The sequence below is a fragment of the Vibrio sp. 2-1-2a genome (assembly GCF_032648565.1).
Taxonomy (GTDB): Bacteria; Pseudomonadota; Gammaproteobacteria; order Enterobacterales; family Vibrionaceae; genus Vibrio; species Vibrio diabolicus.
Genome location: NZ_WBOH01000001.1, coordinates 899,074 through 925,251, shown reverse-complemented (window position 1 = coordinate 925,251; position 26,178 = coordinate 899,074). Strand labels below are relative to the sequence as shown.

The window sequence follows — 26,178 nt, the reverse complement described above, 5'->3', positions numbered from 1 at the left end:
TTAACCAATGGTTAATCCCCTTTTTTATGCCCTTAAACGGACCACTGCTTTTTCTTGTTTATGCGTTAAGGCTATGTTGATGGTTGTTCAACAGTTTCTGTAGTACTGTTGTCTGCCGTTGGTGCCTTACCCGTTTTACGCTTGTACTTATCTTCCCAGTAATCTGCGCCTTTAATGCCTAGCGCTACAGGGTTGAATGTAAAGTCGGTCACACCACGTTTTTGTTGTTCTTCGTAATCGTTCAATGCTTTGAGAGCTGGTTTCGACATAAAGAAGATGATCAAAATACCGACGATGTTAAGCCATGCCATTAGACCTACACCTACATCACCCATCGCCCAGGCTAAGTTGGCGGTTTTCACGGTTCCGTAGAACACGGATGAAATAATGATGACTTTCAGAATAAACATCAGCCCATTTACTTTGAATGTACGACGAATGTAAGCAATGTTCGTTTCTGCAATGTAGTAATAAGCTAGAATGGTCGTAAACGCAAAGAAGAAGAGTGCGATTGCGATGAATGGCTTACCCACACCAGGTAGAGCACTTTCGATCGCCATTTGCGTAAATACAGGACCATTCGCACCAATATCAGCCGGTAGGTTTTGAATTAGGAACGTACCTTCAACTGCACCATTTACGTTGTACGCGCCAGTGATAAGAATCATAAACGCGGTTGCTGAACACACAAGTAGTGTATCGATGTAAATAGAGAAAGATTGAACAAGACCTTGCTGAGCTGGGTGATCAACACTCGCTGCAGCTGCAGCGTGAGGACCAGTACCTTGACCTGCTTCGTTGGAGTAAACGCCACGTTTTACACCCCAACCGATTGCCGCACCAACACCTGCCATTGGTGTGAACGCGTCACCAATGATCATGCCGAAAATGCGTGGAACCTCACCAATGTTTAGAAGGATGATGACAAATGCAGTGATGATGTAAGCCAGCGCCATAAATGGCACAACGATTTGGGTAAAGTTCGCAATACGTTTTACGCCACCGAAGATGATGAAGGCCAGAATGACACAGACAACCGTACCAGTGAAAATTTTAGCAAAACTGAAGGTACCAATAGCGGTTTCAATCATGTCACCTGAGCCAAATGCTGCTTCTACTGCGTTACCGATGCTGTTCGATTGAACGCCAGGAAGTAGAACACCACATGCAAAGATGGTCGCGATAGCGAAGATCCAAGCGTACCATTTTTGTCCCATTGCTTTTTCAATGTAGTAAGCAGGACCACCACGGAATTCACCTTCGTCTTCTTCTTTATAGATTTGCGCAAGTGTCGACTCTGCGTATGCGGTTGCCGCACCAAAGAAGGCAACGACCCACATCCAGAATACGGCGCCTGGGCCACCGAAACCGATAGCGGCAGCAACACCAGCAATGTTACCTGTACCTACACGGCCAGATAGTGAAACGGCAAGTGCCTGAAATGATGATATCCCTTTTGTTGAACTCTTCCCTGAAAGTAATAAGCGCCACATCTCAAAGAAGTGACGAATTTGTACAAAACGCGTCATGATTGAATAGAACAAACCTGCACCAAGGCACAAATAGATCAGTACCGGGCTCCAAATAATTCCATTCAGAAAATCAACTAATGACTGCATGAGTATTTTCCCTGTTAGTTGTGTTTGTGGTTGTTTTTCACACAATACATTACCCTTTATGTAATGCAATTGTTAACTTTTTTGGCTATAAATCCTTTGTAGCGTGATGGTGAACACAGAATGGAGAGTGATTGTTAAAATTTAGTTCTTGTCGCTTATTTGCTCCTTTGAGGTAGAAGATTTGTCTGATGATTAAATATGCAGCACATTGTCATTAAAATGTGCTGCACATTTGATGAGTTAAAAATGCCAAATACTATGCATTTTGTGGAGTAAAGGCCTGTTTGTTTTTTATGCAGATATGTCCTTATGCATAACGGCAAAGGTTAAGCTCTGTGTCATCCATCACTTTCGCTTTTTCACCAGCCATAATGCTCGCTAGTAATTGACCAGAACCACAAGCCATCGTCCAACCCAGAGTACCGTGTCCAGTGTTAGTAAAAAGGTTATCGTATTTGGTCGCGCCGATAATCGGTGTGCCATCAGGCGTCATTGGTCTAAAGCCACTCCAAAACTCGGCTTGGTTAAAGTCGCCGCAGCGAGGGAAAAGATCACGGATGACCATTTCGATGGTATTTTTTCGTTTTTGCGGAAGGGAGGCATCAAACCCTGCTAATTCTGCGGTGCCCGCTACGCGAATTCTGTCATCAAACCGAGTCATGGCGACTTTATAGGTTTCATCCATCACAGTAGATCGAGGAGAGAAGTGCTCATCTTCCATTGGGATGGTGAGCGAATAGCCTTTTACTGGATAGACAGGAATCTCAATGTCGAGTTGCTTGAGTAGTGCTGTAGAATAGCTGCCAGAGGCAACCACATATTGGTCCGCTTTAAACTGTCCTCGATTCGTTTGGACACCTATGATCTTTTTGCCTACTGTAACCCAATTGCTTACTTCGGTGTCGAACTCGAACCTCACGCCATGGGCCTTAGCGAGCTCTGTTAGTTGTTGGCAAAACTGATAGCAATCGCCTGTTTCGTCATCTGGCAGATGCAAGCCACCAACCAGTTTATCTTTCACAAGATCCAGTCCAGGTTCTTGTTCAATGCAGCGTTCTACGTCCATCAACTCAAACCGAGTCCCGCTTTGCTCTAGAAGCTGCATATCCTTTTCAATGGCTTGCAGCTGTTGAGGCGTTCGAAATACTTGCAAGGTGCCGAACTGGCGACCTTGATATTCAATGGCATGTTCTTGACGTAATTGTTCCAGACACATACGACTGTGGTTAGCTATCGAAAGCATGCGAGCTTTGTTGACTTGGTAGCGAGACAGGGTGCAGTTGGCCACCATCTTACTTGCCCAACTGATCATATCGGCATTGAGGGTTGGTTTGATTTTGAGTGGAGCATGCTCTTCCATTAACCACTTTATGGCTTTAACAGGAACACCAGGCGCAGCCCAAGGCGAAGAATAGCCGTACGAGATCTGCCCAGCATTGGCGAAACTTGTTTCCATTGCACTGCTTGGTTGACGGTCAATAACAGTAACTTGATAGCCTGCTTGAGATAAATACCAAGCAGAGGTTAAGCCGATGACGCCGCTGCCTAATACGATGACTTCCATTGATGTACTCCACACATTTATCTGAGTGGTTAGTTTCTTTTCTTTACCTTTTGTTAACAATCGATATAAATTACATACAGCGTTTAGAAAAACTATAGGCTCAAGGATGAGAAGTAATTTAATAAGTGGCTTGTGTCTGTTTAGCCAAGTCGCGGAACACAGCAGCTTTACTGGCGCGGCTAAGTTTTTGCACCTCACTACGGGAGCCGTGAGCCAACAAATTATTCATTTGGAAGAGTTATTAGGTTTTACTTTATTTGAACGCCATTCCCGCGGTATTCGTTTAACCGCTAAAGGCACTCAGTTACACCAAGCAACGCAGTTTCACTTTTCTGAGCTGAGCAAACTGCTTGATGAGCTCAAAGTAGAAAAGCACACCAATGAGATCCGCTTAAAATTAACGCCTTCTTTTGCTTTTAAATGGTTAGTCCCAAAGCTGGAAAGTTTTCATCACGAGAACCCGGATATCCAAGTGCAAATCTTCGCGGAAGGGGCGTTAGTGAATAGTGAGATAAAAGATTATGACGTCGCGATAGACTATGGTCTTCATCCTTACCGAAATGCTAACGCGGAGTTGATTTTGGATGAGCAACTGCTGCCCGTAATGAGTCCGAAGTACCTTGAGGATCATGGTTGGCTAAAAGTGCCTTTTGATGAACAAGAATCCTCAATGTCAGTGAAGAAATGGCAGGAGGCGACGCTACTACACGATGCGATGCCATGGGAAAAAGCGACGCGTGACTATGAGTGGCTATATTGGGCGTCAGCAATGGGATTAGACTTTAAAACCGATGTTGGACACTTTTTTAATCGAACGGATATGGCGATGTCTGCAGCGGAAGCAGGAGTTGGGATTGCGATGGCACGAATGGCACTGATTGAGGATGAATTGACGACAGAGCGTTTAGTTTCTCCCTTTCAGCCGGTTCCAGCCAATGCAGGATACTACTTGATCATGAACACACGAAGCCAGTCCACAAACAAGTTTCGTACTTGGTTATTACAGCAAGTGGCGAGCAAATAGATAAAGTGCCTGGTGAGTCAGATAGAAAACACCGCCTCGATGACGGCGGTGTTTTATTTTGGATTACTGTCGTTGATAAACCGATTCACCTCTGCTGATGGTTTCTTCCACGTTGAGATCTTTTAGCGCCTTAGGTTCAATCTTCATCGGGTTGTTATCGAGGATGATTAAATCCGCATTCTTACCCACTTCGATAGAACCTTTATACGACTCCTCAAAGTGTTGGTAAGCTGGCCAAATCGTCATGGCTTGCAGTGCGGTATAAGTGTCAACACGCTGATCTGCACCCAGTATTTTATCAGTTCTGGTGGTGCGATTGACGGTCGCATCCAATACTCGGAATGAACTTGGCAGCGCCACAGGTGCGTCATGGTGAGTACTGAACTTTAACCCTGCCTTTCTCACCGCTTGAGTTGGTGAAATAAAATCGGCACGAGGATGGCCGAGCACCGAGTCCACATGCCAGTCACCCCAATAAAAAGTATGCATTGGGAATAGAGAAGGGAAGATGCCTTGCGCCGCTAAGCGATCCACTTGGTCTTGGCGCATGGTTTGGCCGTGAATGAGTACAGGTCGGCGGTCTTGTTTTCCTAGCTTTTCATTTGCTTTGGTCACTGCATTGATAAATTGCTCGATCGCAGCGTCACCATTGGCATGCGTCAGCACTTGCCATTCATTTTTAAAGGCCGTTTCTACGTAATCGTAAGCTTGTTGATCTTCAAAGGTTGGGTAGCCAGCGTAGTCTTTATCTTGTCCATGTGGCGGGTGGAAGTAAGGCTGACTTAGCCATGCCGTTTTACCTTGTGGAGAGCCATCAAAGTTCAGCTTTACGCCACCGATGCGGAAATGGTTTGTGTACTCTGGCGTGTTGTATTCCGAGTCCATAAAATCACTGCTCGATACCATATCGGCGTACGCAACCAAATCGATCATCAGCTTGTCGTTTTTCGACGCGCGTTTCATCGCTTCATAACCTTCTGATGTTGCTCGTCCTTCTTGAGCCGTGGTATAGCCATATTTCGCGTACATACTTTGCGACGCTTCTAACATGCGATCTTGAAGTTCAGAATCAATCAACTTATTGAGGTTGAACAGCATTGCAAAGTGCGCGTTTTCTTCTAGGACCCCATTGGGTTCTTGGCTGTTTTCCATTCGGCGGATAATGCCACCTTTTGGATCTTCCGATTCTGATGTGATGCCTGCTAGCTCTAACGCTTTACTGTTTGCGACACTCAAATGCCCCGAAGTATGGATGATCAATACAGGCTTATCTGTGCTGACTTTATCGAGATCCGCTTTGGTAGGGTAGTAATCCAGTTGGGCGTCGTCGTAACCAAAACCTAAAATCCATCCGGTTTTCTCAATGAATAGGCGTTGCGTATTATTGTTCTCGGCATTTTTCAGAGTTTCGATGATTTTCGCAACGGTATCGGCTTCGCCATCAGGAGATGGCAGCACGTTTGCGACCATGGCTTGCAGACCAACACCATACACATGACTGTGCGGATCAACAAAGCCAGGCAACATAGTTTTGCCTTTTAAGTCGACCAACTGTGTTTTACCGAACTTGTGTTCCATCGCTCCATCTTTGCTGCCGACATAAATGATTTTCTCGCCTAATGTCGCGACGGCTTCGGCGTACTCTGGCTTATCGCCAGACATAGTTAGGATGTCGCCACCATAATAAATTTTGTCTGCGGCGGTTACTTTGAGTGGCTCGGCGACGGCTTCTACTTCTTTCGCTTCTTCAGAAAAACACCCCGTTAAAGCAAGCCCAGATAGGGCAATGGGGATCCAGTTTTTGTTCATCGGTCATCTCCATACAGAGTAAGTTTTTTGCCTATTGCTCCCATCTCAATGAGTTTGAGAACTCAATAGGTCACATTCACTTTAGTTCATATTTAAGGAGGATTATCAACAAGATTAAAGACTTTCAATCAAGCGCAAGTTATACCTATCGATGAATATCAAAAATGTTACCTTTTCCCATTTAATAAACGTTTCTGGACTTGGGCAATGTGACCCATAACGAGGTTCTGTGGTTAAAAAGTCGGCATGATAAGTCCACGATTTATCTCGATGACGCTCAAGGAAGAACATGAAAGACGAAACGCTATCCATCCATTTTGGTTACGAAACTGACCCTACCACTAAATCTGTCGCGACACCGATTTATCAAACGGTCGCGTACGAGTTTGATAACGCGCAGCACGGCGCTGATCTGTTTAACTTGGAAGTACCGGGGAATATCTACACTCGCATCATGAATCCGACTAACGACGTTCTGGAAAAGCGCATGGCGGCGTTAGAAGGCGGCATTGCCGGGTTGGTCGTGAGTGCGGGGAGTGCGGCAATTAACTATGCGATTCTGACGTTAGCACAAGCGGGCGATAACATCGTTTCTACGCCGCAACTTTATGGCGGTACTTACACCTTGTTTGCGCATATGCTGCCAAATCAAGGTATTCAGGTGAAGTTTGCCAAAGATGACAAACCAGAAAGTTTGGCTGAGTTAATTGATGAAAATACCAAAGCGGTGTACTGCGAGAGCATTGGTAACCCAGCCGGTAATATCATTGATTTAGAACGTGTGGCGGAGCTTGCTCACGCACAAGGTGTGCCTGTGATTGTGGATAACACCGTCGCGACTCCGGTGCTGTGCAAACCCATCGAGTTTGGTGCCGATATCGTAGTTCACTCTCTCACTAAATACGTCGGTGGACATGGCACCACTTTGGGTGGCGTGATTGTGGATTCCGGTAAATTCCCTTGGGCGCAGCACAAAGACCGCTTTCCCGTTTTCAATCAACCAGAACCTTCTTACCACGGCGTGGTGTATACCGAAGCGTTTGGTGAGGCGGCATTTATCGGGCGTGCGCGTACCGTACCATTGCGTAATACCGGATCGGCATTATCACCAATGAATGCGTTTATGCTTATGCAAGGGCTAGAAACGTTGCCACTGCGTATGGAGCGTCATACCGAGAACACACTCAAAGTGGCTGAGTTCTTGGAACAGAATAACAAAGTCAGCTGGGTGAGTTATGCCGGATTGCCAAGTTCTGATCACTTCCATCTCGCCGAAAAATACATGAAAGGTAAGCCTTCTGCGATTTTGTCGTTTGGTTTAAAAGACGGTTATGACGCAGGTGTGCGTTTTTATGATGCTCTGAAAATCTTTAAGCGTTTGGTGAACATTGGCGATGCAAAGTCATTGGCTTGCCATCCCGCCTCGACGACCCATCGTCAGTTGAGCGAAGCAGAACAAAAACAAGCTGGTGTGTCTCCAGAGATGATTCGTTTATCGGTGGGTATTGAACACATTGACGATATTCTAGCCGATTTAGAACAGGCACTAAACGCGTAAAACGATTCTGTTTTTAGCTTTTGGTTACCCATAGGCCAGCCTTTAAAAAAGCTGGCCTGTTTTTATTTTATTATTTAAATATCAAAGGTTTTGGTGCTTTTGGTTTGTGGTATTCCAAAAGCTCATAGAGGGTGAGGTTTATTCCCTTGTCACGTTTGGGGTTGTTCCTGATGATGTGTGCAAATATTACACATTGGAAGGGACTCAAATGTCTTACGTATTTCACCGTCATTGCCATGCCACGCTACCAATCATCGATAAAGGTGAGGGTGTTTATCTATTCGATAAACAAGGGAAACAGTATCTCGATGCTTGTGGCGGCGCTGCGGTATCAAACCTTGGCCACAGTCATCAAGCCGTTAAAAAAGCCATGTTGGAACAGCTCGAGCGAGTGCCGTTTGCTCATACTGGATTTTTTACTAGTGACAGCAGTGAGCGCCTAGCGGAATTGATTTGTCAGTACATGCCTGAGCAGTTCAACCATGTGTATTTAGTCAGTGGCGGGTCAGAAGCGGTGGAGTCGGCACTAAAAATGGCGCGGCAGCATTTTGTGGAATCAGGTAAGCCAGAGAAGAAGCAATTCATCGCGCGTCAGCAAAGTTATCACGGCAATACCTTGGGGGCTCTGGCGGTCGGTGGCAATGAATGGCGACGTGAACCGTTCAAACCCATCTTGTACCCGAGCCATCATATCGCCCCGTGCTACGCTTATCGTTATCAGCAGAGTCATGAGTCGGAATTGGATTACTCATTGCGATCGGCGAATGAGCTAGAGGCAAAAATTCTTGAGTTGGGGGCTGATAATGTCATGGCTTTTGTCGCTGAGCCCATTGTGGGAGCCACAGCTGGAGCTGTGCCAGCGACTCAAGGTTACTTCAAACGTATTCGCGAAATATGCGACCAATACGATGTGTTATTGATCTTGGATGAAGTCATGTGTGGCGTTGGGCGAAGTGGCAGTTTTTTTGCGTTTGAGCAAGAAGAGGCAGAACCTGATCTGGTTTGTATGGCTAAAGGGCTTGGTGCGGGTTATCAACCTATTGGCGCGGTGGTTGCGAATGATCGAGTCTATCAAGCTATTGCCGATGGAAGCGGTTTTTTCCAACACGGTCATACCTTTATGGCGCATCCTGTGGCGTGCGCTGCCGCCGTGGCAACAATTGAAACCATCTTCCAAGATGATTTATTAACGGCGGTGAATCAGCAAAGTGTTTTGCTGCGTAATGAGCTTACTTCTGCATTGGCCCATTTACCGTACATTGGCGACATTCGTGGTAAAGGCTTGTTTGTTGGCATTGAGCTGGTGGCGGATAAAGAAAGCAAGTCGCCTCTGAGTAAAGCCACATTGGCAGACAAACGCATCAAACAGCGAGCAATGGAAAATGGCTTAATGTGCTACCCAATGGGCGGAACGATTGATGGCGTTAATGGGCACCATATTTTGCTCGCACCGCCTTTCATTGTTCAGCCTCACCATATTGATGAACTAGTCGGCAAACTCTCACTGACGTTAAAAGAGGTGGCGGAGACATGGAAGTAGCAAACCAATATTTGCGAGAACCTATCGCCATTATCGTGGCTCCAAACGGCGCAAGAAAAACCAAGCATGATCACGTCAACTTACCCATAACAACAGACGAACTGGTTGCAGAGGCTATCGCTTGTCAAACAGCAGGGGCTGCCATGATCCATTTGCATGCTAGAGACGCCAACGGACGTCATTCATTAGACATCGACGACAACATGGCAATTTACCATGCCGTGAAAGAAGCGGTGGGAGAAACCATGATGGTTCAGCTCACCACAGAGGCGGTGGGTTTATATTCTCCGCCACAACAGCGGGCGTTAGTTAAAGCTGTGAAACCAGAAGCGGCTTCTTTCGCATTGAGGGAGTTAATCCCCGATCGCGCAAGTGAGAAAGAAGGGCATGCCTTTTTCCATTGGTTGGCAGAGAACAGCATCGTGAGCCAAATTATTCTCTACGATGCAACCGACATTGAACGTTATTTCCAACTGCGTGATGTGGGCGTGTTACCTAAAACGCATCAGCATGCATTAGTGGTGTTAGGGCGTTATCACCAAGCTCAGCAGTCTTCACCATGGGATTTACGAGGTTTGAATTTGGCGCGTTTTGTCGAGGAGGAAATTCGATGTGCCATTTGTGCTTTTGGCGCGCGAGAGCAAGACTGTTTAGCGAGTGCGATGTTACTTGGATTCGATGTGAGAGTGGGGTTTGAGAATAACCACTTCGATGTGGCAGGCGAATTAGCAATCAGTAATGCGGCTCAGGTGGAAGCTCTACGCGATGTGGCGCATTGCTTCGCGATTCCTTTACACAGTGCGCAAAGTTTGCGTTCAGTTTTGAAGTAAATCTGTTCGCGGCAAGGAAAATAAAGAAGAAAGTAAAAAGGCTCCACCGGAGCCTTTTTGGTATTTGTCGTTAGTTCTCAGTTTGCGCTACAGGTTGACGAGCGGGATGTTTGATAAACACCGCGACAACAGCCGCTATCGCTAATGCAAAACAGTAGTAAGAATTAGCAACTACTTCAAGTGGCGATAGGTTGAATACGGAACCTAGCAGCAGTACTTGAGCACCGTAAGGCAACACGCCTTGCACCACGCATGAGAAAATGTCTAACAAGCTTGCTGAGCGGCGAGGAGAGACATTATTCTCTTCCGCCAGTTGGCGAGCAACGCTGCCCGATACAATGATGGCTACGGTGTTGTTTGCCGTACAGCCATTGACCATCGACACCAAGCCTGCGATACCTAGCTCACTCGCGCGGCTGTTGGCATGCTTAGAGTGGCTAGAGCCAAACGCGTGGATAAGGCTGCTAACGAAATTGGTTAGGAAAGCAAGGCCGCCTTGACGACGCATCAGTTCACTCAAACCACCAATTAGCATGGACAACAAGAAGATCTCTTGCATGTTACCAAAGCCTTTATAAACGTCTTGGGCTAGATTAGTCAGTCCGTAATTGTCAATCGATGCCAAGCTCACGCCGCCAGCCAAAAGGATACCAATCGACAGAACCACAAACACATTCACACCAGATACCGCTAGGATCAAAATAGTGATGTACGGCAAGACTTTTAGCCACTCAATATCGCCAGTTGCAGGCACTTGAGTCGCTGTACTGTTGAAAGCGAACACTGCAATCGCGATCAACGCCGCAGGCAAAGCAATACGAATGTTCTCTTTAAACTTGTCTTTCATCTCACAACCTTGAGAGCGTGTCGCCGCGATCGTGGTGTCAGAGATGATAGAAAGGTTGTCACCAAACATAGCGCCGCTCAGCACAACGCCTGCGGTTAACGGTAAGCTCATTCCTGCTGATTCAGCAATCCCCAACGCTACGGGGGCAACGGCTGCGATGGTACCCATCGAAGTGCCCATCGCTGTTGCGATAAAAGCAGAAATCAGAAAAATGCCCGGCAAAATCATGCTGGTTGGAATTGCGGATAAACCAAGGTTCACCGTTGCATCAACACCGCCAGAGGCTTTTGCTACCGCAGCAAAAGCACCAGCAAGCAGATAGATCATACACATTGCGATGATGTCTGGGTGGCCAACACCACGCATGAAGTGTTCGATTGAGCGGTTAAGTTTCTCTTTACTTAAAAGAAACGCAATGATGATGGCTGGTAATACCGCGATGGGTGCAGGCAGCTGGTAGAAGGCAAATTCAACGCCTTGCAAAGATAAGTAAGTGCCTACGCCAATAAACAGCGCAAGGAATACAATCAATGGGATCAGTGCGACCGCAGAAGGTGCAACTGTTTTAGTTGTTTGTTGGGAACCGGACATGTAAACGACAATGTTAATAATAAGAGAGAAGAGCAGACTAATATCACATTTACGCATTGTCAACGTCTAGACGTCTAAATGGCTGTTTAAATTTTGCACGTAAAGAAAAAGATAAAAGCTCGTATTACGTATCTCACTGATACCACGAGCTTTAGTTATGCACTAATGAAGGGACTGTCGTTATTGCATTGATTTGGCTTTTTTGCGTTTAACAATACCTAAAACCATCCACGTAAATAAGACAGCAGCAAATGCCCATACCAGGTATTTGTATTCGGTGTACAGGTTGCTCAACACGCTTAAATGTTCAAATGCAAAGTGAGTTAACAAGCTGAATACCAATACCCAAACCGTCGCCGCGAGTGCGTTGCCGAGTAAAAACTCTCTGCGTGGCATTTTTGCTATCCCACACGCCAGAGGCATAAATTGCTTCATCCCTTCAATAAAGCGACTGACGACCAAGCACGTAGGGCCGTATTTTTGGATAGTCAGTTGAAGTGTTTGCATCTTCGGGCCAGAGATATAGCCTTTTTTATCCAACCAGCCTTCAAAGTAATAACCGATTAGGTAACCACAGGTATTCCCAAAAAAGCAGCTTAGCCACGATACCATCATAACCATACTTAGGTTCATGACTTGTTCTGAAGAGAGCAAAGATGCCGCGATCATCAGCGATTGACCAGGCATCGGTACACCTATCCCTTCTAGAAATATACTGACAATCAGCGCCAAGTAGCCGTATTGCTCGAGCAAAGGCTTCATTGACATGAGAAGTTCGTTAATGTGTTCCAAAAGCTTTCCCCTAATAAAAGCGGAACGAAGTTGGAGTGATACTCCGAATGTCCTACTGGGTCAATTCTTGTTTCTCACCGCTGAGAAAAACTGACATGACTCTGATTATTGTGCGGAATCAATCTGCTGCTTGTTTTATTCGCCGCCACGCTCCCGTGTGGCGGCGAATAAGGCACACCATTATGACTCTTTAGCTTTAGTAAATGCGCCATACAAATCAAGACGTCGGTGACGTAAGTTAGTTACTGAACCCTCGGTATTAAGTTGCTTCAACTTAGTCAAATCAACATCGGCGAAGATCATCATTTCGGTGTTGGCGCTTGCTTCTGTCAAGGTCGCATCGTGCGGGAAGTAGATATCCGACGGAGAGAATACGGCAGATTGCGCGTACTGGATGTCCACGTTATCAACACGAGGTAAGTTACCAACACTGCCACCAATTGCAACATAGCATTCGTTTTCAATGGCACGAGATTGGGAACAAATTCGTACTCGTTGATAGCCATTTTTTGTGTCCGTCCAGAAAGGAACGAATACAATTTGTGCGCCTTGTTCTGCTAACATTCTTCCCAATTCAGGGAATTCGCTGTCATAACAAATCAGTATGCCGACTTTGCCCGCATCGGTTTCGAAAACTTGAACATTGTCACCACCGTCGATCACCCAGTCTCTTTGTTCATGAGGCGTGATGTGGATTTTATATTGAGCGTTAATTTCACCATCTCGTTGCAGCAAGTAGGCCACATTATACAGTTTGCCATCTTCGATAACGGGCATACTGCCTGCAATAATGTTGATGTTGTAGGTGACTGCCATCTGCGAGAAACGGTTTTTGATCTCTTCCGTAAAGCTAGCCAAAAAGCGGATTGCTTCAACGGAATTTTTGTCGTTTTGCAAGCCCATCAGCGGTGCGTTAAAGAACTCAGGGAATAGGGCGAAATCGGCCTTGTAATTCGCAAGAGAAGAAATGAAGAACTCAGCTTGATCGAGCAAATCCTCCAGGTCATTCATCGCGCGCATTTGCCACTGTACAACACCAATTCGAATCAGAGTCTTTTCTACATCGTGTACGGATTGAATATCCTCTTCGTAGAAAAAGTTATCCCACTCCAGCAGTGTCGCGTAACCTTTAGAAGCGCTATCCTCTGGCAAGTAGCCGCGCATGATTCGTTTTACATCGAAGTCGTTAGCAAGCTGAAAAGACAAAATAGGGTCATGAAGCTCACGGCGTTTTACTTTGTCGATGTACTCTGCAACGCTCAGTTCATCGGCGTATTGGTGGTAATTAGGAATGCGACCACCGGCTAAAATGGCTTTGAAGTTCTTACTACGGCAAAGCTCTTTACGTGCATCATATAAACGTCGACCTAAACGTAGCCCTCGATAGTCTGGGTGGACAAATACATCGAGACCATACATTGCATCACCGGTTACTTGATTCTGTATGACGTTGTTTTCGGTAATGATGTCGGTATACAGGTGAGGAAGAGAAAAGCGGTTGTAGTCCACTTTAATGGTTAATGCTGCACCGACTATTTTGCCGTTATCTTCAATACAGATTTGGCCATCAGGAAACTGATGAATGAGATCCATAATCGTCAGCCGTGGCCATGAGCCGCCAACATCAGGAAACACTAAGTCCATTAGTTCTGCAAGCTCAGGGTAATCCGTTGGCTCAATGGTACGTAATGAGAGTTTGGGCGAATTGCTGTCCATATCTTTCAATCCATTTATCCTTTTGAAACAGTGTTAATGAGAATGCCACAATTTGGAGCAGACAGATACTGAAGTCTTTGAGTTGTTTTGGTTTACCAAAAGCATTTCAAGAAAACAATATTAGCTTAGTTTGCTCTTCAACCATTCGTAAAACGCCGCCACTTTCTTAGCCGATAGGCGATAATTCGGGATCATCACGTAATAACCATAACCACTCTGTAAAGATAGGTTGAGAATACGTTGGATATCCCCTCTTAAAATAGAATTCTGCGCCATAAAATCAGGAAGTAAGGCGAGTCCTTTTCCCATTTTGACGGCTTCGTAAGCTAGGTAAAAATGTTCAAAGCCTACAGAGTGATAGGTAACGGTTGATTCTACTGCATGTGCAGCCTTAAATTGCTCCCACAACTGAGGGCGAGTGATTTGAGGTATCAACGGATAGTCGCTAACAGCGTGCACACTCTTGAGTGCAGGAGCGTTAGTACAACCGACCAATAGTAGTATTTCTTCGCATAGCAAGTGGCTGTATTCATAATGCGTGGACAATGGAAGACAACGAATATGCAAGTCGCTTTCACCGCTTGAACCTTTGACGTTCCCATCTCCGGTACAGATTCTTACACGGATATTGGAATGTCGCTGGTGGAAGTCATCAATATGAGGCACCAACCAAAGGCTAGCGAAAGAAGGAGTAACATCCACGGTGAGCAATTCTTGTTTTGAATCTGATTGGATTAAGTTAGCGGTTGCATTCTGAATAAGTTCTAGTGCTTCTGTGACTTGCGGTAGGTAGCGTTTTCCTTCCTCAGTTAACTCAATACCATTCGAGCCTCTTTGTATTAAAGGTAAGCCCACTAGTTGTTCAAGCGCGGCGATTTGTTTGCTTACTGCGCTTTGTGTAATGCATAGGGCATCCGCCGCTTTAGAGAAGCTGAGGTAATTAGCAACCGCGACAAACGTCCTTAATGCTCGGATAGAAGGGTACTCACTGCCTTTTAACATACTTCAGTCCCATGGAGATAGCCTCTTCACAGAGTAGGAGATTTACCTATTGAAGCAAAGAGAGAAAAAGCCGATGTGTGATTACCTTCCTTACTCTTTCATAAAGAATCCAGACCAAAAATTAAGAATCCTAAATATAATGGGTATGTAAATAATTGATGATTGGGGTTTGTTTATTGATTTCTCATATCTTTTGAAAAAACTACAAATAAAATAGAATGTTTTACATCATTAGTATTTACAGAAATCTAATATTGTTTTCTCAAGGTAAATAAAACGGTATAACTTTTAGTTTTGTTGTTTTAATTTCAAAATAATGTCATTTTTTTATAAAGTAGAAGATGTTTTTCATTAAATTAAAATTGGCATTGCATTTGCTTTGTATAATTCGAACTTTCAATGGCACTTATATTAGGAGAACGAAATGAAAAGCAATGTTGTTACTTTGATTGGCCTTTTTTCTTTAGCAACGTTTAGTACTTTATCTCACGCAGCGGACTCCAAAGATCATGGTGTTTATGTCGGCGCCAATTATGGTTACTTAAAAGTTGATGGACAAGATGACTTTGATGATGACAGTGATGCTATTCAAGGTTTGGTTGGTTACCGTTTTAACCCTTACTTAGCGTTAGAGGGCGGTTACATTGATTTTGGTAGCTATGGTAATAACTTAGCAAATGCCGAAACGGACGGTTACACCGCAGCACTAAAAGTTACAGCCCCTATTTCTGATCGTGTCGATCTTTACGCAAAAGGCGGTCAAATGTGGTACTCGACGGATTACAACGTTGCGGGCTTCCAAGGCAACAAAGATGATGAAGGTGTATTCGCTGGTGCCGGTGTTGGTTTTAAAGTTACTGATAACTTCTTAGTTAACGCAGAATATATGTGGTATGACGTAGAACTGAATGCTGAGAACGTAGCGAATGGTGCAAACACAAAAACTGATTTTAACCAAGCATCGCTAGGTGTGGAATATAGATTTTAATATTGTTAACAACTCTAAGCCCTAATAAAAAGCGAAGCCTAAATAGCTTCGCTTTTTTTGAGCTCAATCTAGTTGAGGCTAATAGAGCAGTTTTTAGAATAATTTTTAGTGTCTTTTACTGTCACTCTACTATATTTAGAGCATTTCTAACATGACTGTCTAACCTTCTTACTAGTCTCGAAAAACAAAGTTTTATCACTCTATAAGTAATACTCGATAGGTCGATCGCTGCGCTACCTGACATTACATTCATGTGACCTAAAATACCGCGGACGTGTTCTGTATACTCGTTTTTTAGTTTTGAAATGTACGCCATAGCTTTAGCTAGTTGATCCCAAGCAGTAAGGCCTGCGGTTGCTATTTGTTGTATTATATGACCCAGACCTGAAATTCTTAGTAAGGTCAAAATTGAAGAGACTATTTTACTTACCCAACCATCAGTCATTCGAGCATTATATCTATTGTTGAAGTCAAGAAATACGTTGCGTTCTAGGTAAGTTTGAGATTTGGGTTGTAGTGCCGACCACTCATTACTTGTAGCGGTATTGACATAACCCGGAACAGATTTTTTTCCTAGTCCATGAGCGCAGAAGTAGATGCCAGAACTTCCATCTAGCCGATACTCAATACCACCGTGAGTAAATGGCCAAAGAGGAGACATCGGAACTGGATCTGCACCATGAGTGCAGCGATATGAAGAATCTAACTCCCTTCTTGCGTATGGTTTAAAGCCAACTTTTGGTGCGCCAAAAGTATATAGGTGTACGCTATAGCCGTACTGACTCTTCACCCAATCTGCCGCTAATGAAGCAAGAGCACCACCTAAACTATGACCTACACAGTGTACTGCCTTCGGTGCTTTCATGTTCTTTTTCGAATAACCAGCGATGTATGCTGCAAGTTGTGGCTTTATCGTATTGAAGAGATTTACAAAACCTGCATGTACCCTGTAACCGGATGAGGTACCTGATATCCCAATGTTTCCATCGGTCATAATGTCGCCGATGTTTGCTTGAGTGCCTCGGAAGGAAAATACTAAAGTATCGGCAAACTCGCCCTTACCTCGACCTATCGCTACAAAATCTGATGTCATTCCACCAAATCCCATAAAGCCACTTGTCGTTCCTTTTTTGACATCATTCCTTAGATCAAATGTAAAAAACTTTGCTATATAACCACTAACGTTACGAACATTAGTTGCGAATACAGAATAAGGGATTTCTGCGATTCTAGATGATAGCTTTGGTGAGAGTGATTGCATTCTTTAATTTCCATATAAGTCAGAGTCAATATATCCAAATAAATCACATTGACTATTTACGTAATAGTCATCGTTTTCGTCATCATCAATTGAAAAAGCAAAGTACTTAAGAGGGTTTGCTGCATCACAGACTAGATTAGCCATATTGTTTTTTACGTAATCCTCTATTTCATAGCCATCGAACGAACCTTCCCAAATAATAACGCTTTCATCAATATCTAGTTCTGTGGTTAAAACAATAGTTACATAATGTTCAATAAGCGGGATCTTAACGCTCTCTTTGTTTTCATACACAGGAGAAAATTCAAACCGACCACTGCTGTCAGTAAATGTTGATAAGTCTATTGATTTTCCTGAAGCGCTTAAACCAATACTAAGACTAACCTTTTGGTTATTAATCGGCTTCCCTTTTTTTGTTAGCACACCATTGATTTGTGGTGTGTATTGGTTAACTTTATCGCTATTCAATATACTCTCTCCAAAACTCATATTAATGCTCAACAATATGATTGTAATAAATCCAACTAAGTAATTTTTCACATCGAATTTTTTCATTTTAAAAATCTATAAATGTATATGTATTGTGTGTTTTTACAATATTTAATGTTAACTATGTGATTAGTACTGCATTGTCCTTGTAACTTGTGAATTTGAAAATTACATTTTTAGATTTATGTTTATCTACTTGACCGATTTTTATTAGCATTAATAAAGTTTAAATCTGGAACACTCAGTCTTCGCTAATCTTTGGTAGTTATATTATATTGGATTTTTGAGGCTTTCATCAGGTAATGTGGAAGCAAAATAAACGAGAGCTATCGAATGGTAAAGATCTCTATAAATACTAGGTTTCAGACAATGAAATAATATTTAAAATAGTTAATTAGTCGCTTGGTTAAGAGGTGTTTTTATTAATTTACATCGTAATGCTAGATTGACTTGATAATTTATGTTTCCGCCAATTGTGATAACCAAGAACAAAAGAAAAGGCTTATTAAGTATCTTTTGATGGTTAGTGATAAACCCAAATTGTTCAACTTTAACCCATCATAATTCTATAACTTAGATTTAGCACTCGTAGTTGTTGATACCCCAAAAACTTAGAACACTTTAAATCGAAGAGCATATAGTACACACTTTTTGGCCTTGAATGAGTTCTTCTGAACTTCCATGTGCTTTTGGTTGTGTATTTATGAGCGTATCGTCTGTTACTTAATACTCAACGAGTTTTTAAATCGGCGTACGTTCAGAGTTATGCAGCAATGCTCGTGAAAAGTTATCAGGTAGCATGAGTGCGTGAGAAAAGAAGACAATGTGGAAAGTGGATTGTTGATACAAAAAAGGCCACCCGAAGGTGGCCTTTTCCAAACGTTTGGTGGAGCTGGCGGGAGTTGAACCCGCGTCCGAAAACCGTTCATCATTGGTACTACATGCTTAGTCGATCTTTAATTTCGCCACCCACCTGCGAACCGACACGCTAATGAATGACTAGCCTGAATTAAAATTCGCCGTTCATCTCTCAGGCGGGAGAATCCGGGCTAGCGCGTTTGGGTTTGATCCCTCGTTATTCCCCGTCTTACGTGCGGAAGCTAGGGCGAGAGAGCTCTGAGCAGGTTATTAAGCTGCTAGTGCGTAGTTTTCGTCGTTTGCGACTATTTTTTTGCGGTTTGTTAACGAGGCCTACCGCACCTCGGCATGCACCTCAGACTTCTGAATTCCCGTCGAATCCTAAATCAGCCCCAGGTAATATTCGCATAGTAACAGAAAAGCATTGGCTGTCCAGTACTATGCGTTTAAGTGGTCAAGATTAACGCAGTGTACTCTTCATGACGCGTGCTTTCTCTCTTGCCCAGTCTTTTTCTTTTAAATCCGTACGTTTATCGTGCAGCTTTTTACCTTTTGCTACGCCAATTTTTAGTTTCACCCAAGAGCGAGACCAGTACAGAGAAAGGGCCGTTAATGTCATACCTTCACGGTTCACACGTCCGAATAGGTTGTCTAGTTCACGACGACTCATTAGTAGTTTACGCACACGTGTGGGGTTCGCCACAACGTGTGTCGATGCCTGATTTAAAGGAGTGATTGTCATGCCACTCACAAAGGCTTCACCGTCACGCATAAATACGTAACTTTCAGAAATATTGGCTTTACCTTGGCGAAGGGCTTTCACTTCCCAACCTTGGAGCTCCAAGCCAGCTTCGATTTCATCATCGATGAAATACTCGTGGCGAGCTTTTTTATTCAGCGCGATAGTATTGCTACCCGCTTTTTGTTTCGTTTTTTTCTTTGCCATAATAGCGACATTATACGGGTTGGATATCGGATAGGAAATCCTTTTATTTGCGCAATCGTGGAATAAAAGTAAAATTGGCAGGAGCTTTAAATCTGTACATGTATCGATAGGAGTATGTATGAAGCAAGTCAGCCGTTCTGCGCTTGTGTCTTTTAGTGCTGAACAGATGTTCAATCTGGTTAACGATGTTGCTAAATACCCTGAGTTTCTGCCTGGTTGCTCGGGCTCTAGAATCATTGAGTCTTCGGGTAATGGTATGGTGGCTTCTGTCGATGTGGCGAAGGCTGGTATCAGCAAAACGTTTACTACTTCAAATGAGTTGATCCCCGGTCAGGCAATTATGATGAACTTAGTGGATGGCCCGTTTAAGACATTGCGTGGTGGTTGGATTTTTACCGCGCTAGATGAGCAAGCTTGCAAGGTTGAGCTAAAGCTTGAGTTTGAATTCTCAAGTAAAATGATTGAGATGGCCTTCGGTAAGGTTTTTAACGAGCTTACCAGTAACATGGTAAATGCATTCACTAAACGCGCAAAACAGGTCTACGAGTGTTATGAGTATTGAGTCAGATATGATTCACGTAGAGGTTGTCTATGCTCTTCCTCATGAACAGCGTGTATTTAATTTAGTGGTGAATAATCACGCAACGGTAGAAGAGATCATTCGACAATCTGGCGTGTTAGAGTTATACCCTGAAATTGATTTATCTAAGAATAAAGTGGGTGTGTTTAGTCGTAATGTGAAGTTAGATGCGACCGTTCGAGATCGAGATCGAATAGAGATATATCGTCCGTTACTCGCAGACCCGAAAGAGATTCGTCGTAAGCGGGCGGAGCAGGCTAAAGCCGAGGGGAATGCAGACCCAGTCACCGGTGGTAAGCCTAGCTCTGTACGTAAGAATAAGTAGACTTGATATCAATCCCAATGGATGGCGTCATTGATTCAAAGTGTGATTGCGCGATATCTAGATAATAAAAAACCTCTCATGTGAGAGGTTTTTTGCAAAAGTCGTTTACTGAATCTGCTCGTAAAAAGCGTCACTTTTTGGGAAGTCACCACTGATATCTGCGAGTGTGCCTTGATCGTTAAAGTTAACGATCAGGTCTTTTTGCACTGGATCACCGTGACCAGGAGTATGGTGATAAATGTAGTACCAAGTGTTTGGGTAGCCGTTTTCAATAAGCATTGGCGACCCTAGTACGAAGCGAACCTGTGCTTTAGTCATCCCAAACTTTAATTTATCTACCGCACTTTGTTCTACATAGTTGCCTTGGTTGATATCAATGCGATAAACCAGTTTTTCCAATACCGAACATCCTGTCAGCAATGTCATTGCTAATGGTACGGCAACTAACCACTTCTTTAATTGCATAATAATTTCTTAGTAACCTTTAAAATACAGCGCTGATAATAAACAAGCTCGACGCAGATGTAAAAAGCTATGCGTCGTATGATAGGAAATCTGACAACGAATTTTGAGTTGAGTTGCATTTATTGATTCTCTCACATGTATGTTTATGTCGATGAGCGATTTTCTATCCAGTTTAAGCGGTAACTAATGACAAATAGCCAAGTTATTGAGCTATGGGGTAGCACTGACCATTATTTCGAAAGGGAATCAGCACCCAAGCACTTTGATATGGTGATGGGGGAGGTAGAGTCACGGAGTAGTGTTCGTGACTCTATCTTTGAAAGAGCATGGCTAAGCGGCGATGAGGAGCTCTTTGGCGTTTGCAAGGGTAGAATCTGTAATTTGGCTACCTCCAAGTAGGCGAGCTAATTCTGCCACACGTTGTTGTTCATCTAATGCGTGCATTTGTGTTTCGGTTTGGCCAGCTTTTGTTTGTTTAGCCACGAACATTTGTTGATGGCCACAACCCGCAACTTGAGGGAGGTGAGTGACACACAATACCTGAGTAGACTCGCCAAGCTTGCGTAGCATTTTGCCGACGACTGCTGCTGTTGGACCACTAATACCGACATCCACCTCATCGAAGATCAAGCTTGGTGTATCCACTTTCTGAGCGGTAATCACTTGAATAGCTAATGAGATGCGTGATAGCTCACCGCCTGACGCAACTTTTGCTATAGGTTGCAATGGTTGCCCTGGGTTGGTCGATACTAAGAAGCACACACTGTCCATGCCAAGTGGTGATGGGTGCGTGTTTTCATTGCTGACTTCGATATTGAATACCGCTTTTTCCATGCTCAATTCGTGCATGCTTTGTGTGATCAGTTTGTTCAGTTCTTTTGCGTAACGGCTGCGTGATTTGTGTAGTTTTTCTGCTTGGTTTAGGAAGCTTTGGTACTTTTGTTCCACTTCTTGCGCGAGTTCATCTAAACGTTCATCAGAGCAATCTAACGCTTCTACTTGGGCCAGAAGATCTTGGTGATGTTGATATAGTTCCTCTGGCATTACGTGGTGTTTGCGAGCAACAGACATCACTTTAGAAAAACGTTCTTCTACATAAGCCATACGAGCAGGATCCACATCGACGCCATCTAGATAACTGCGTAATTCGTTCTTCGTTTCTTCCAGTTGAATCATCGCTTCTGACAACATGTTGGGTAGCTCAGATAGCTTTTCATCTAACTCAGCTAGTTGAATTAGGGAGTGATTGGCCGATTGCAAAATACCAAGCGCATTGACTTCTTCACCTTCGTAAATAAGTTCGATGGCTTGCTGACAGGTAGTGGCGAGTTCACCACTATTGGATAGTCGTTTGTGCTCTTGCTCGAGCTCTGCAAATTCTTCTTCACCTAGCGATAACTCATTTAGTTCTTTGATTTGGTATTCAAGCAACTGTTTTTGCGCCTGGTTTTGCTGGCTATTTTCTTTTAGTTGCTTGAGGTTATTGTCTGCCTGACGCCAATGCTGGTAAGCACTTCGTGTGCTTTTTAGTAGGTTTAGATGACCTGCATATTGGTCGAGCATAGCCATTTGGTGTTCGCTTTTCATCAATTGATGATGAGCGTGTTGCCCATGGATATTGATCAGCAGTTGCCCTAGAGATTTGAGTTGTGATAGTGGGACAGGACTGCCATTAATGAAGGCTCTTGAGCGACCTTCTTTTGTGATGATGCGACGCAAAATACATTCACTGCCATCAAGCAGATCGTTATCTTCTAGCCAACGCGTTGCATGTAGGTTGTTGTCCAGTAAAAAAGCGGCACTAACTTCGGTTTTTTCTTCACCTTGTCGAACCATGCCAGCATCGGCTCGTCCGCCTAAGCAGAGCCCTAAAGCATCGATAGCAATGGATTTACCCGCGCCTGTTTCACCTGTGATGGTGGTCATGCCCTTAGACAGCTCGAGTTGTAAAGACTTAACAATCGCAAAATTATTAACACTTAGATGAGCCAGCATTTTTTATTTACCTGTATAACTGAACAATACTGTATAAGAGAACAGTATATACTGTTTCTTTATACAGTAAAGACAGGTGGGAAAAAATTTCTGTGTGGGGTGCTTTTTTGTGATGAAGTGGGAAAAATGAGCCGAAGTGATTACAACGACTCATTAAAATTGAACAGGTTACGGACGAGTTGGGTTAATCGTGAGCGGCTCTAATGTGACTACTGCATTCACACCAGCACCTGGATGATCCACGTATGATGTGTCTTGCATTAGTGTGTAGTAAACGTCGACGAAGTCATCATCATTCGTTAGGACGCCGTCAGGGATCGTGTCGATGATCTTATTCGTGATTTGCGGAATAATCGCGTAAGCCTGAACTTCTGGATCTGGAATCGCTTTCAGCACTTCCCCAGCAACTTGAACAAGGAGTTTTGCCAACTGTTTGTAGTCTGTACCATCATCTTGTTCCATGAGCACGATGTCCGCAGCGCCCCAACGGTAACGAGACCAGTGAATAATGATCTGATTTGGGTAGTAATCTTGGTTATCGTAGTCTAAGTATGGAAGCTCTACTAAATCGAGAGTAGGTTCATCACGACTTGGATTGACGCCCGTTACGATAGCGTAGATTTCTGCCTTGCCAGAGATCCAAGGTTCTTTGTCATCGGCTAGACGGATCTTTTTCAACTGCGTGGTTTGAATTGGAGCCGCTTCGCCCACAGTGCTACTTGACAATAGCGGTGCATTTTGACGCTGTTCATCAGAAAAATACGGCTGAACTAAAGTAGGCTGACCGAGTTTTTTCATTTCAGCCTGCATAGCTTGCAAGCCAGCCTTTAGCTCTGCAGAGCTGTTGTTATCAACGACAAGTACAGGTACATCAGGGAGCTGGTAAACATCGAGTTGATGGATGTTGCCATAAACATCAAATGCTTCGATGTATTGCCAATTCTCATCATCACCACTTGGTTCAAATGCAAATAATGGCTCGACCTCGCCACTTTGCCATGCTGATATCATGCTCTCATTCGCTAAACGAACTTCCAGCAACTGATCTGAGTATTCAGAAATACCTTTCCAGCTACGAATTTGAGTGTCAGCTTGTACAAGCTGATGGCTAAACTCGGAGTTGGGGTTTTGTTGAACAAATGCTGATACAGAGACGCTAGTCTGTTGTGGAGTAATATCTCTTCTCAACATGGGTTCAATGGCAGCATAGTTCTCACTCAATTGTTGAGCGAGGGCACGCTTCGTCTTAGTGATATCTTCCGCTTTTGCGTTGGATACACTGTTGACTTGCGTTTCCTCTGATTGGCAGCCAATAAGTGCTAATGTACTGAGAACAGACAGAATGATGGTTTTCTTCATAATATGTCCTTTATTGATTTTATGAAATAGAGTTAATACTCTATTCATGGTGAGAATATCACCGGACATAGATCATTGAATTTGCTTTTCTATCTTTTGTGTAAACTTTGCCCACAGGATCAAAATTTATAAACTTCTCTTTAATGACAGCAAATATCGTGTCGCCTCACTACTTTGTGTCTATTTCTTGTCTAAGAAAGCCAAAAGCCAGTGGCAATTAAGCTGCTGGCTTTTTTATTGAAGTCATTTCCCTGAGTAACAAGTGTTAGAACAATTTACTAGACCAACCAAGCTTGTTACGTAAAACGTGATAGTAGCTGTAGTCCTTGGGATGGATGAGTTTGAGCACATTTGGACTTTGATAGATGTGGATTTCGTCTCCTGGAGAAACAGGGAGAGACACTTGTCCATCACAGCTAACTTCTTGTGTTCCTCGGTTCTCTGGTGACACCACCAATTTAATTCGACGCTTTCCATCAACCACCAAAGGTCGACTCGACAAGGTATGAGGAAACATTGGCACGAGTGAAATGGCATTCAAGCTAGGCGAAAGAATTGGACCACCGCCAGAAAGCGAATATGCGGTCGAGCCCGTTGGTGTAGAGACAATCAAACCATCGGCTCGTAAAGAGAAGGCGAAGCTTTCATCAATGTACACTTCAAATTCAATCATATGGGCAATTTGCCCTGGGTGAAGTACAGCTTCATTTAGCGCAGCGTTGTGGCTTTTAATTTGCCCGTGACGGTGTACTTCCGCTTCTAAGAGAAAGCGCTCTTCTTCAATATACTCACCGTCGAGTACCGCTTGCAGAGACGCTTGGAACTCGTCTGGGTTTAAGTCAGTTAAGAAGCCTAGGTTTCCACGGTTCACCCCTATGACTGGAACATCAAATCGGGATAAAATTCTTGCCGCGCCTAGCATGTTGCCATCCCCACCAACCACAATGGCTAGATCGGCATTTTTTCCTAGTTCAACTAAACTGGCAAATTGACTCTGCGGGATATCATCCAGTATTGCGGCAAGGCGATCGTCAATAAATACTTTATAGCCTTCAGAGGTCAGCCATTGGTACAACTCTTTATGAGTTTGAATTGCTTGTTGATCTCTTGGTTTTCCGATAATCGCGATCACGTTACATGGATTTTTCATAGCATTTCCGCATTAAAGAGGCTTGAATCAGGAATCTTCATCCCCATAATAATGGCAAGTCACCTAAATATGCGAATTTTTATGTGGTTAAAGCCCGCAAAAACGCGCATGGCTTTAAGGGCATTATGTTGAATTCTGGAGATATCATGAGCAACGAAGAAAACAAAGTTACAGAAGAAGAGCTTGATCAAATCATCGAAGAGGCTGAAAAAGTAGAAGCTGAAGCACAAGAAGTAGAAGCTGAGCTTGAAGAAATTGGTGATGAGACAGACGCTAAGATTGCTCAACTAGAAGCGGCACTACTGTCTAGCGAGGCAAAAGTAAAAGAGCAGCAAGATGCGGTGTTGCGTTCTAAAGCTGAAGTAGAAAACATGCGTCGTCGTACTGAGCAAGAAATCGATAAAGCACGTAAGTTTGCGTTGAACAAGTTTGCCGAAGAGTTGCTTCCTGTTATTGATAACCTAGAGCGTGCAATTCAAGCGGCAGATACAGAGAATGAAACGGTTAAGCCGTTCCTAGAAGGTGTTGAGTTAACACACAAAACGTTTGTCGACGTTGTGGCGAAATTTGGCTTGAAAGCAATCAACCCTGAAGGTGAAGCATTTAACCCAGAGTTCCATCAAGCGATGTCGATTCAGGAAAGCCCTGATCATGAATCAAACACAGTTATGTTTGTTATGCAAAAAGGCTACGAACTAAACGGCCGTGTGATTCGTCCGGCAATGGTAATGGTTGCTAAATAACCTTAACTGCCTGTTTTCAAATATAAAGCGCCCATCATTTTTTGATGGGCGCTTTTTTGTTTTAAACGTAAGTTGTTGTAATGAGCTTCATTGTATATCGATAAAATGGAAGTTTGATCCCCTTCAT

Annotated in this window: 22 protein-coding genes and 1 other RNA gene; 8 read left to right on the top strand and 15 right to left on the bottom strand. The window is 43.8% G+C overall.

Annotation, left to right across the window (positions count from 1 at the left end; translation table 11 throughout):
- Window positions 1–71: 71 nt before the first annotated feature.
- Both F7Y48_RS04360 and F7Y48_RS04355 read right to left on the bottom strand, forming a co-directional pair.
- A complete protein-coding gene (locus F7Y48_RS04360; protein WP_012842106.1) occupies window positions 72–1,619 on the bottom strand; it encodes an alanine/glycine:cation symporter family protein in 1,548 nt (515 codons plus the stop codon).
- Window positions 1,620–1,926: 307 nt separating this feature from the next.
- Window positions 1,927–3,183 carry a D-amino acid dehydrogenase gene (locus F7Y48_RS04355; RefSeq protein WP_134647850.1) on the bottom strand — a complete coding sequence of 419 codons (1,257 nt, stop codon included), beginning with the start codon at window positions 3,181–3,183 and terminating at the stop codon, window positions 1,927–1,929.
- Window positions 3,184–3,289: 106 nt separating this feature from the next.
- On the opposite strand from F7Y48_RS04355, the gene F7Y48_RS04350 reads away from it, so the two are divergent.
- On the top strand, window positions 3,290–4,207 hold the full coding sequence (locus F7Y48_RS04350; protein ID WP_258508371.1) for a LysR substrate-binding domain-containing protein: 918 nt from the start codon (window positions 3,290–3,292) through the stop codon (window positions 4,205–4,207).
- 63 nt (window positions 4,208–4,270) lie between these two features.
- On the opposite strand, the gene F7Y48_RS04345 is transcribed toward F7Y48_RS04350, so the two are convergent.
- A complete protein-coding gene (locus F7Y48_RS04345) occupies window positions 4,271–6,016 on the bottom strand; it encodes an amidohydrolase (protein ID WP_316681661.1) in 1,746 nt (581 codons plus the stop codon).
- A 289-nt stretch (window positions 6,017–6,305) separates the two neighbouring features.
- On the opposite strand from F7Y48_RS04345, the gene F7Y48_RS04340 reads away from it, so the two are divergent.
- The 3 genes from F7Y48_RS04340 to F7Y48_RS04330 all read left to right on the top strand — a co-directional run bounded on the left by F7Y48_RS04340 (window position 6,306) and on the right by F7Y48_RS04330 (window position 9,944).
- Window positions 6,306–7,574 (top strand): O-acetylhomoserine aminocarboxypropyltransferase/cysteine synthase family protein, encoded by a 1,269-nt coding sequence (locus F7Y48_RS04340; RefSeq protein ID WP_258652596.1) that lies wholly within the window; start codon window positions 6,306–6,308, stop codon window positions 7,572–7,574.
- Window positions 7,575–7,782: 208 nt separating this feature from the next.
- Window positions 7,783–9,114, top strand: coding sequence for an aspartate aminotransferase family protein (locus tag F7Y48_RS04335; protein WP_316681657.1), 1,332 nt, complete (start codon window positions 7,783–7,785; stop codon window positions 9,112–9,114).
- Window positions 9,105–9,944, top strand: a complete 840-nt coding sequence (locus F7Y48_RS04330; protein ID WP_316681656.1) for a 3-keto-5-aminohexanoate cleavage protein — start codon at window positions 9,105–9,107, stop codon at window positions 9,942–9,944. Before F7Y48_RS04335 ends, F7Y48_RS04330 begins: the two co-directional genes overlap by 10 nt.
- 70 nt (window positions 9,945–10,014) lie before the next feature.
- Here the strand turns inward: F7Y48_RS04330 and F7Y48_RS04325 are convergent, their stop codons facing one another.
- The 4 genes from F7Y48_RS04325 to F7Y48_RS04310 all read right to left on the bottom strand — a co-directional run bounded on the left by F7Y48_RS04325 (window position 10,015) and on the right by F7Y48_RS04310 (window position 14,892).
- A complete protein-coding gene (locus tag F7Y48_RS04325; protein WP_005381672.1) occupies window positions 10,015–11,382 on the bottom strand; it encodes a Na+/H+ antiporter NhaC family protein in 1,368 nt (455 codons plus the stop codon).
- 180 nt (window positions 11,383–11,562) lie between these two features.
- Entirely contained in the window at window positions 11,563–12,150 is a 588-nt protein-coding gene (locus tag F7Y48_RS04320) for a DedA family protein (RefSeq protein ID WP_005391489.1), read from the bottom strand.
- A gap of 204 nt (window positions 12,151–12,354) precedes the next feature.
- A complete protein-coding gene (locus tag F7Y48_RS04315) occupies window positions 12,355–13,890 on the bottom strand; it encodes a bifunctional GNAT family N-acetyltransferase/carbon-nitrogen hydrolase family protein (protein WP_005391488.1) in 1,536 nt (511 codons plus the stop codon).
- 120 nt (window positions 13,891–14,010) lie between these two features.
- Window positions 14,011–14,892, bottom strand: a complete 882-nt coding sequence (locus F7Y48_RS04310; protein ID WP_258508374.1) for a LysR family transcriptional regulator — start codon at window positions 14,890–14,892, stop codon at window positions 14,011–14,013.
- Window positions 14,893–15,316: 424 nt separating this feature from the next.
- On the opposite strand from F7Y48_RS04310, the gene F7Y48_RS04305 reads away from it, so the two are divergent.
- The gene (locus tag F7Y48_RS04305; protein ID WP_258508375.1) at window positions 15,317–15,880 is read left to right on the top strand and encodes a porin family protein; all 564 of its coding nucleotides are present in this window, start codon (window positions 15,317–15,319) and stop codon (window positions 15,878–15,880) included.
- A gap of 121 nt (window positions 15,881–16,001) precedes the next feature.
- Here the strand turns inward: F7Y48_RS04305 and F7Y48_RS04300 are convergent, their stop codons facing one another.
- From F7Y48_RS04300 to smpB, 4 genes are all read right to left on the bottom strand, one after another.
- Entirely contained in the window at window positions 16,002–17,141 is a 1,140-nt protein-coding gene (locus tag F7Y48_RS04300; protein ID WP_258508376.1) for a lipase family protein, read from the bottom strand.
- Window positions 17,142–17,144: 3 nt separating this feature from the next.
- Window positions 17,145–17,696: a DUF6795 domain-containing protein gene (locus F7Y48_RS04295; protein WP_226977485.1), complete on the bottom strand. Its 552-nt coding sequence runs from the start codon at window positions 17,694–17,696 to the stop codon at window positions 17,145–17,147.
- A gap of 818 nt (window positions 17,697–18,514) precedes the next feature.
- Window positions 18,515–18,882, bottom strand: a transfer-messenger RNA (tmRNA) gene (gene ssrA / locus F7Y48_RS04290).
- 66 nt (window positions 18,883–18,948) lie between these two features.
- Window positions 18,949–19,434, bottom strand: coding sequence for an SsrA-binding protein SmpB (gene smpB, locus F7Y48_RS04285; protein ID WP_005391476.1), 486 nt, complete (start codon window positions 19,432–19,434; stop codon window positions 18,949–18,951).
- A gap of 118 nt (window positions 19,435–19,552) precedes the next feature.
- On the opposite strand from smpB, the gene F7Y48_RS04280 reads away from it, so the two are divergent.
- Together F7Y48_RS04280 and F7Y48_RS04275 are read left to right on the top strand one after the other, a co-directional pair.
- Window positions 19,553–19,996 (top strand): SRPBCC family protein, encoded by a 444-nt coding sequence (locus F7Y48_RS04280; RefSeq protein ID WP_005391473.1) that lies wholly within the window; start codon window positions 19,553–19,555, stop codon window positions 19,994–19,996.
- A complete protein-coding gene (locus F7Y48_RS04275; protein ID WP_005391471.1) occupies window positions 19,986–20,339 on the top strand; it encodes an RnfH family protein in 354 nt (117 codons plus the stop codon). Before F7Y48_RS04280 ends, F7Y48_RS04275 begins: the two co-directional genes overlap by 11 nt.
- A gap of 105 nt (window positions 20,340–20,444) precedes the next feature.
- On the opposite strand, the gene bamE is transcribed toward F7Y48_RS04275, so the two are convergent.
- From bamE to nadK, 4 genes are all read right to left on the bottom strand, one after another.
- Window positions 20,445–20,804, bottom strand: a complete 360-nt coding sequence (gene bamE / locus F7Y48_RS04270) for an outer membrane protein assembly factor BamE (protein ID WP_005391468.1) — start codon at window positions 20,802–20,804, stop codon at window positions 20,445–20,447.
- A gap of 330 nt (window positions 20,805–21,134) precedes the next feature.
- On the bottom strand, window positions 21,135–22,799 hold the full coding sequence (gene recN / locus F7Y48_RS04265; RefSeq protein ID WP_258508377.1) for a DNA repair protein RecN: 1,665 nt from the start codon (window positions 22,797–22,799) through the stop codon (window positions 21,135–21,137).
- Window positions 22,800–22,967: 168 nt separating this feature from the next.
- The gene (locus F7Y48_RS04260; protein ID WP_316681645.1) at window positions 22,968–24,158 is read right to left on the bottom strand and encodes a DUF3103 domain-containing protein; all 1,191 of its coding nucleotides are present in this window, start codon (window positions 24,156–24,158) and stop codon (window positions 22,968–22,970) included.
- A gap of 265 nt (window positions 24,159–24,423) precedes the next feature.
- Window positions 24,424–25,308 carry an NAD(+) kinase gene (gene nadK / locus F7Y48_RS04255; protein WP_005391462.1) on the bottom strand — a complete coding sequence of 295 codons (885 nt, stop codon included), beginning with the start codon at window positions 25,306–25,308 and terminating at the stop codon, window positions 24,424–24,426.
- A 146-nt stretch (window positions 25,309–25,454) separates the two neighbouring features.
- Between nadK and grpE the strand changes: the two genes are divergently transcribed.
- Window positions 25,455–26,051 carry a nucleotide exchange factor GrpE gene (gene grpE, locus F7Y48_RS04250; RefSeq protein ID WP_012842091.1) on the top strand — a complete coding sequence of 199 codons (597 nt, stop codon included), beginning with the start codon at window positions 25,455–25,457 and terminating at the stop codon, window positions 26,049–26,051.
- Window positions 26,052–26,178 lie beyond the last annotated feature (127 nt).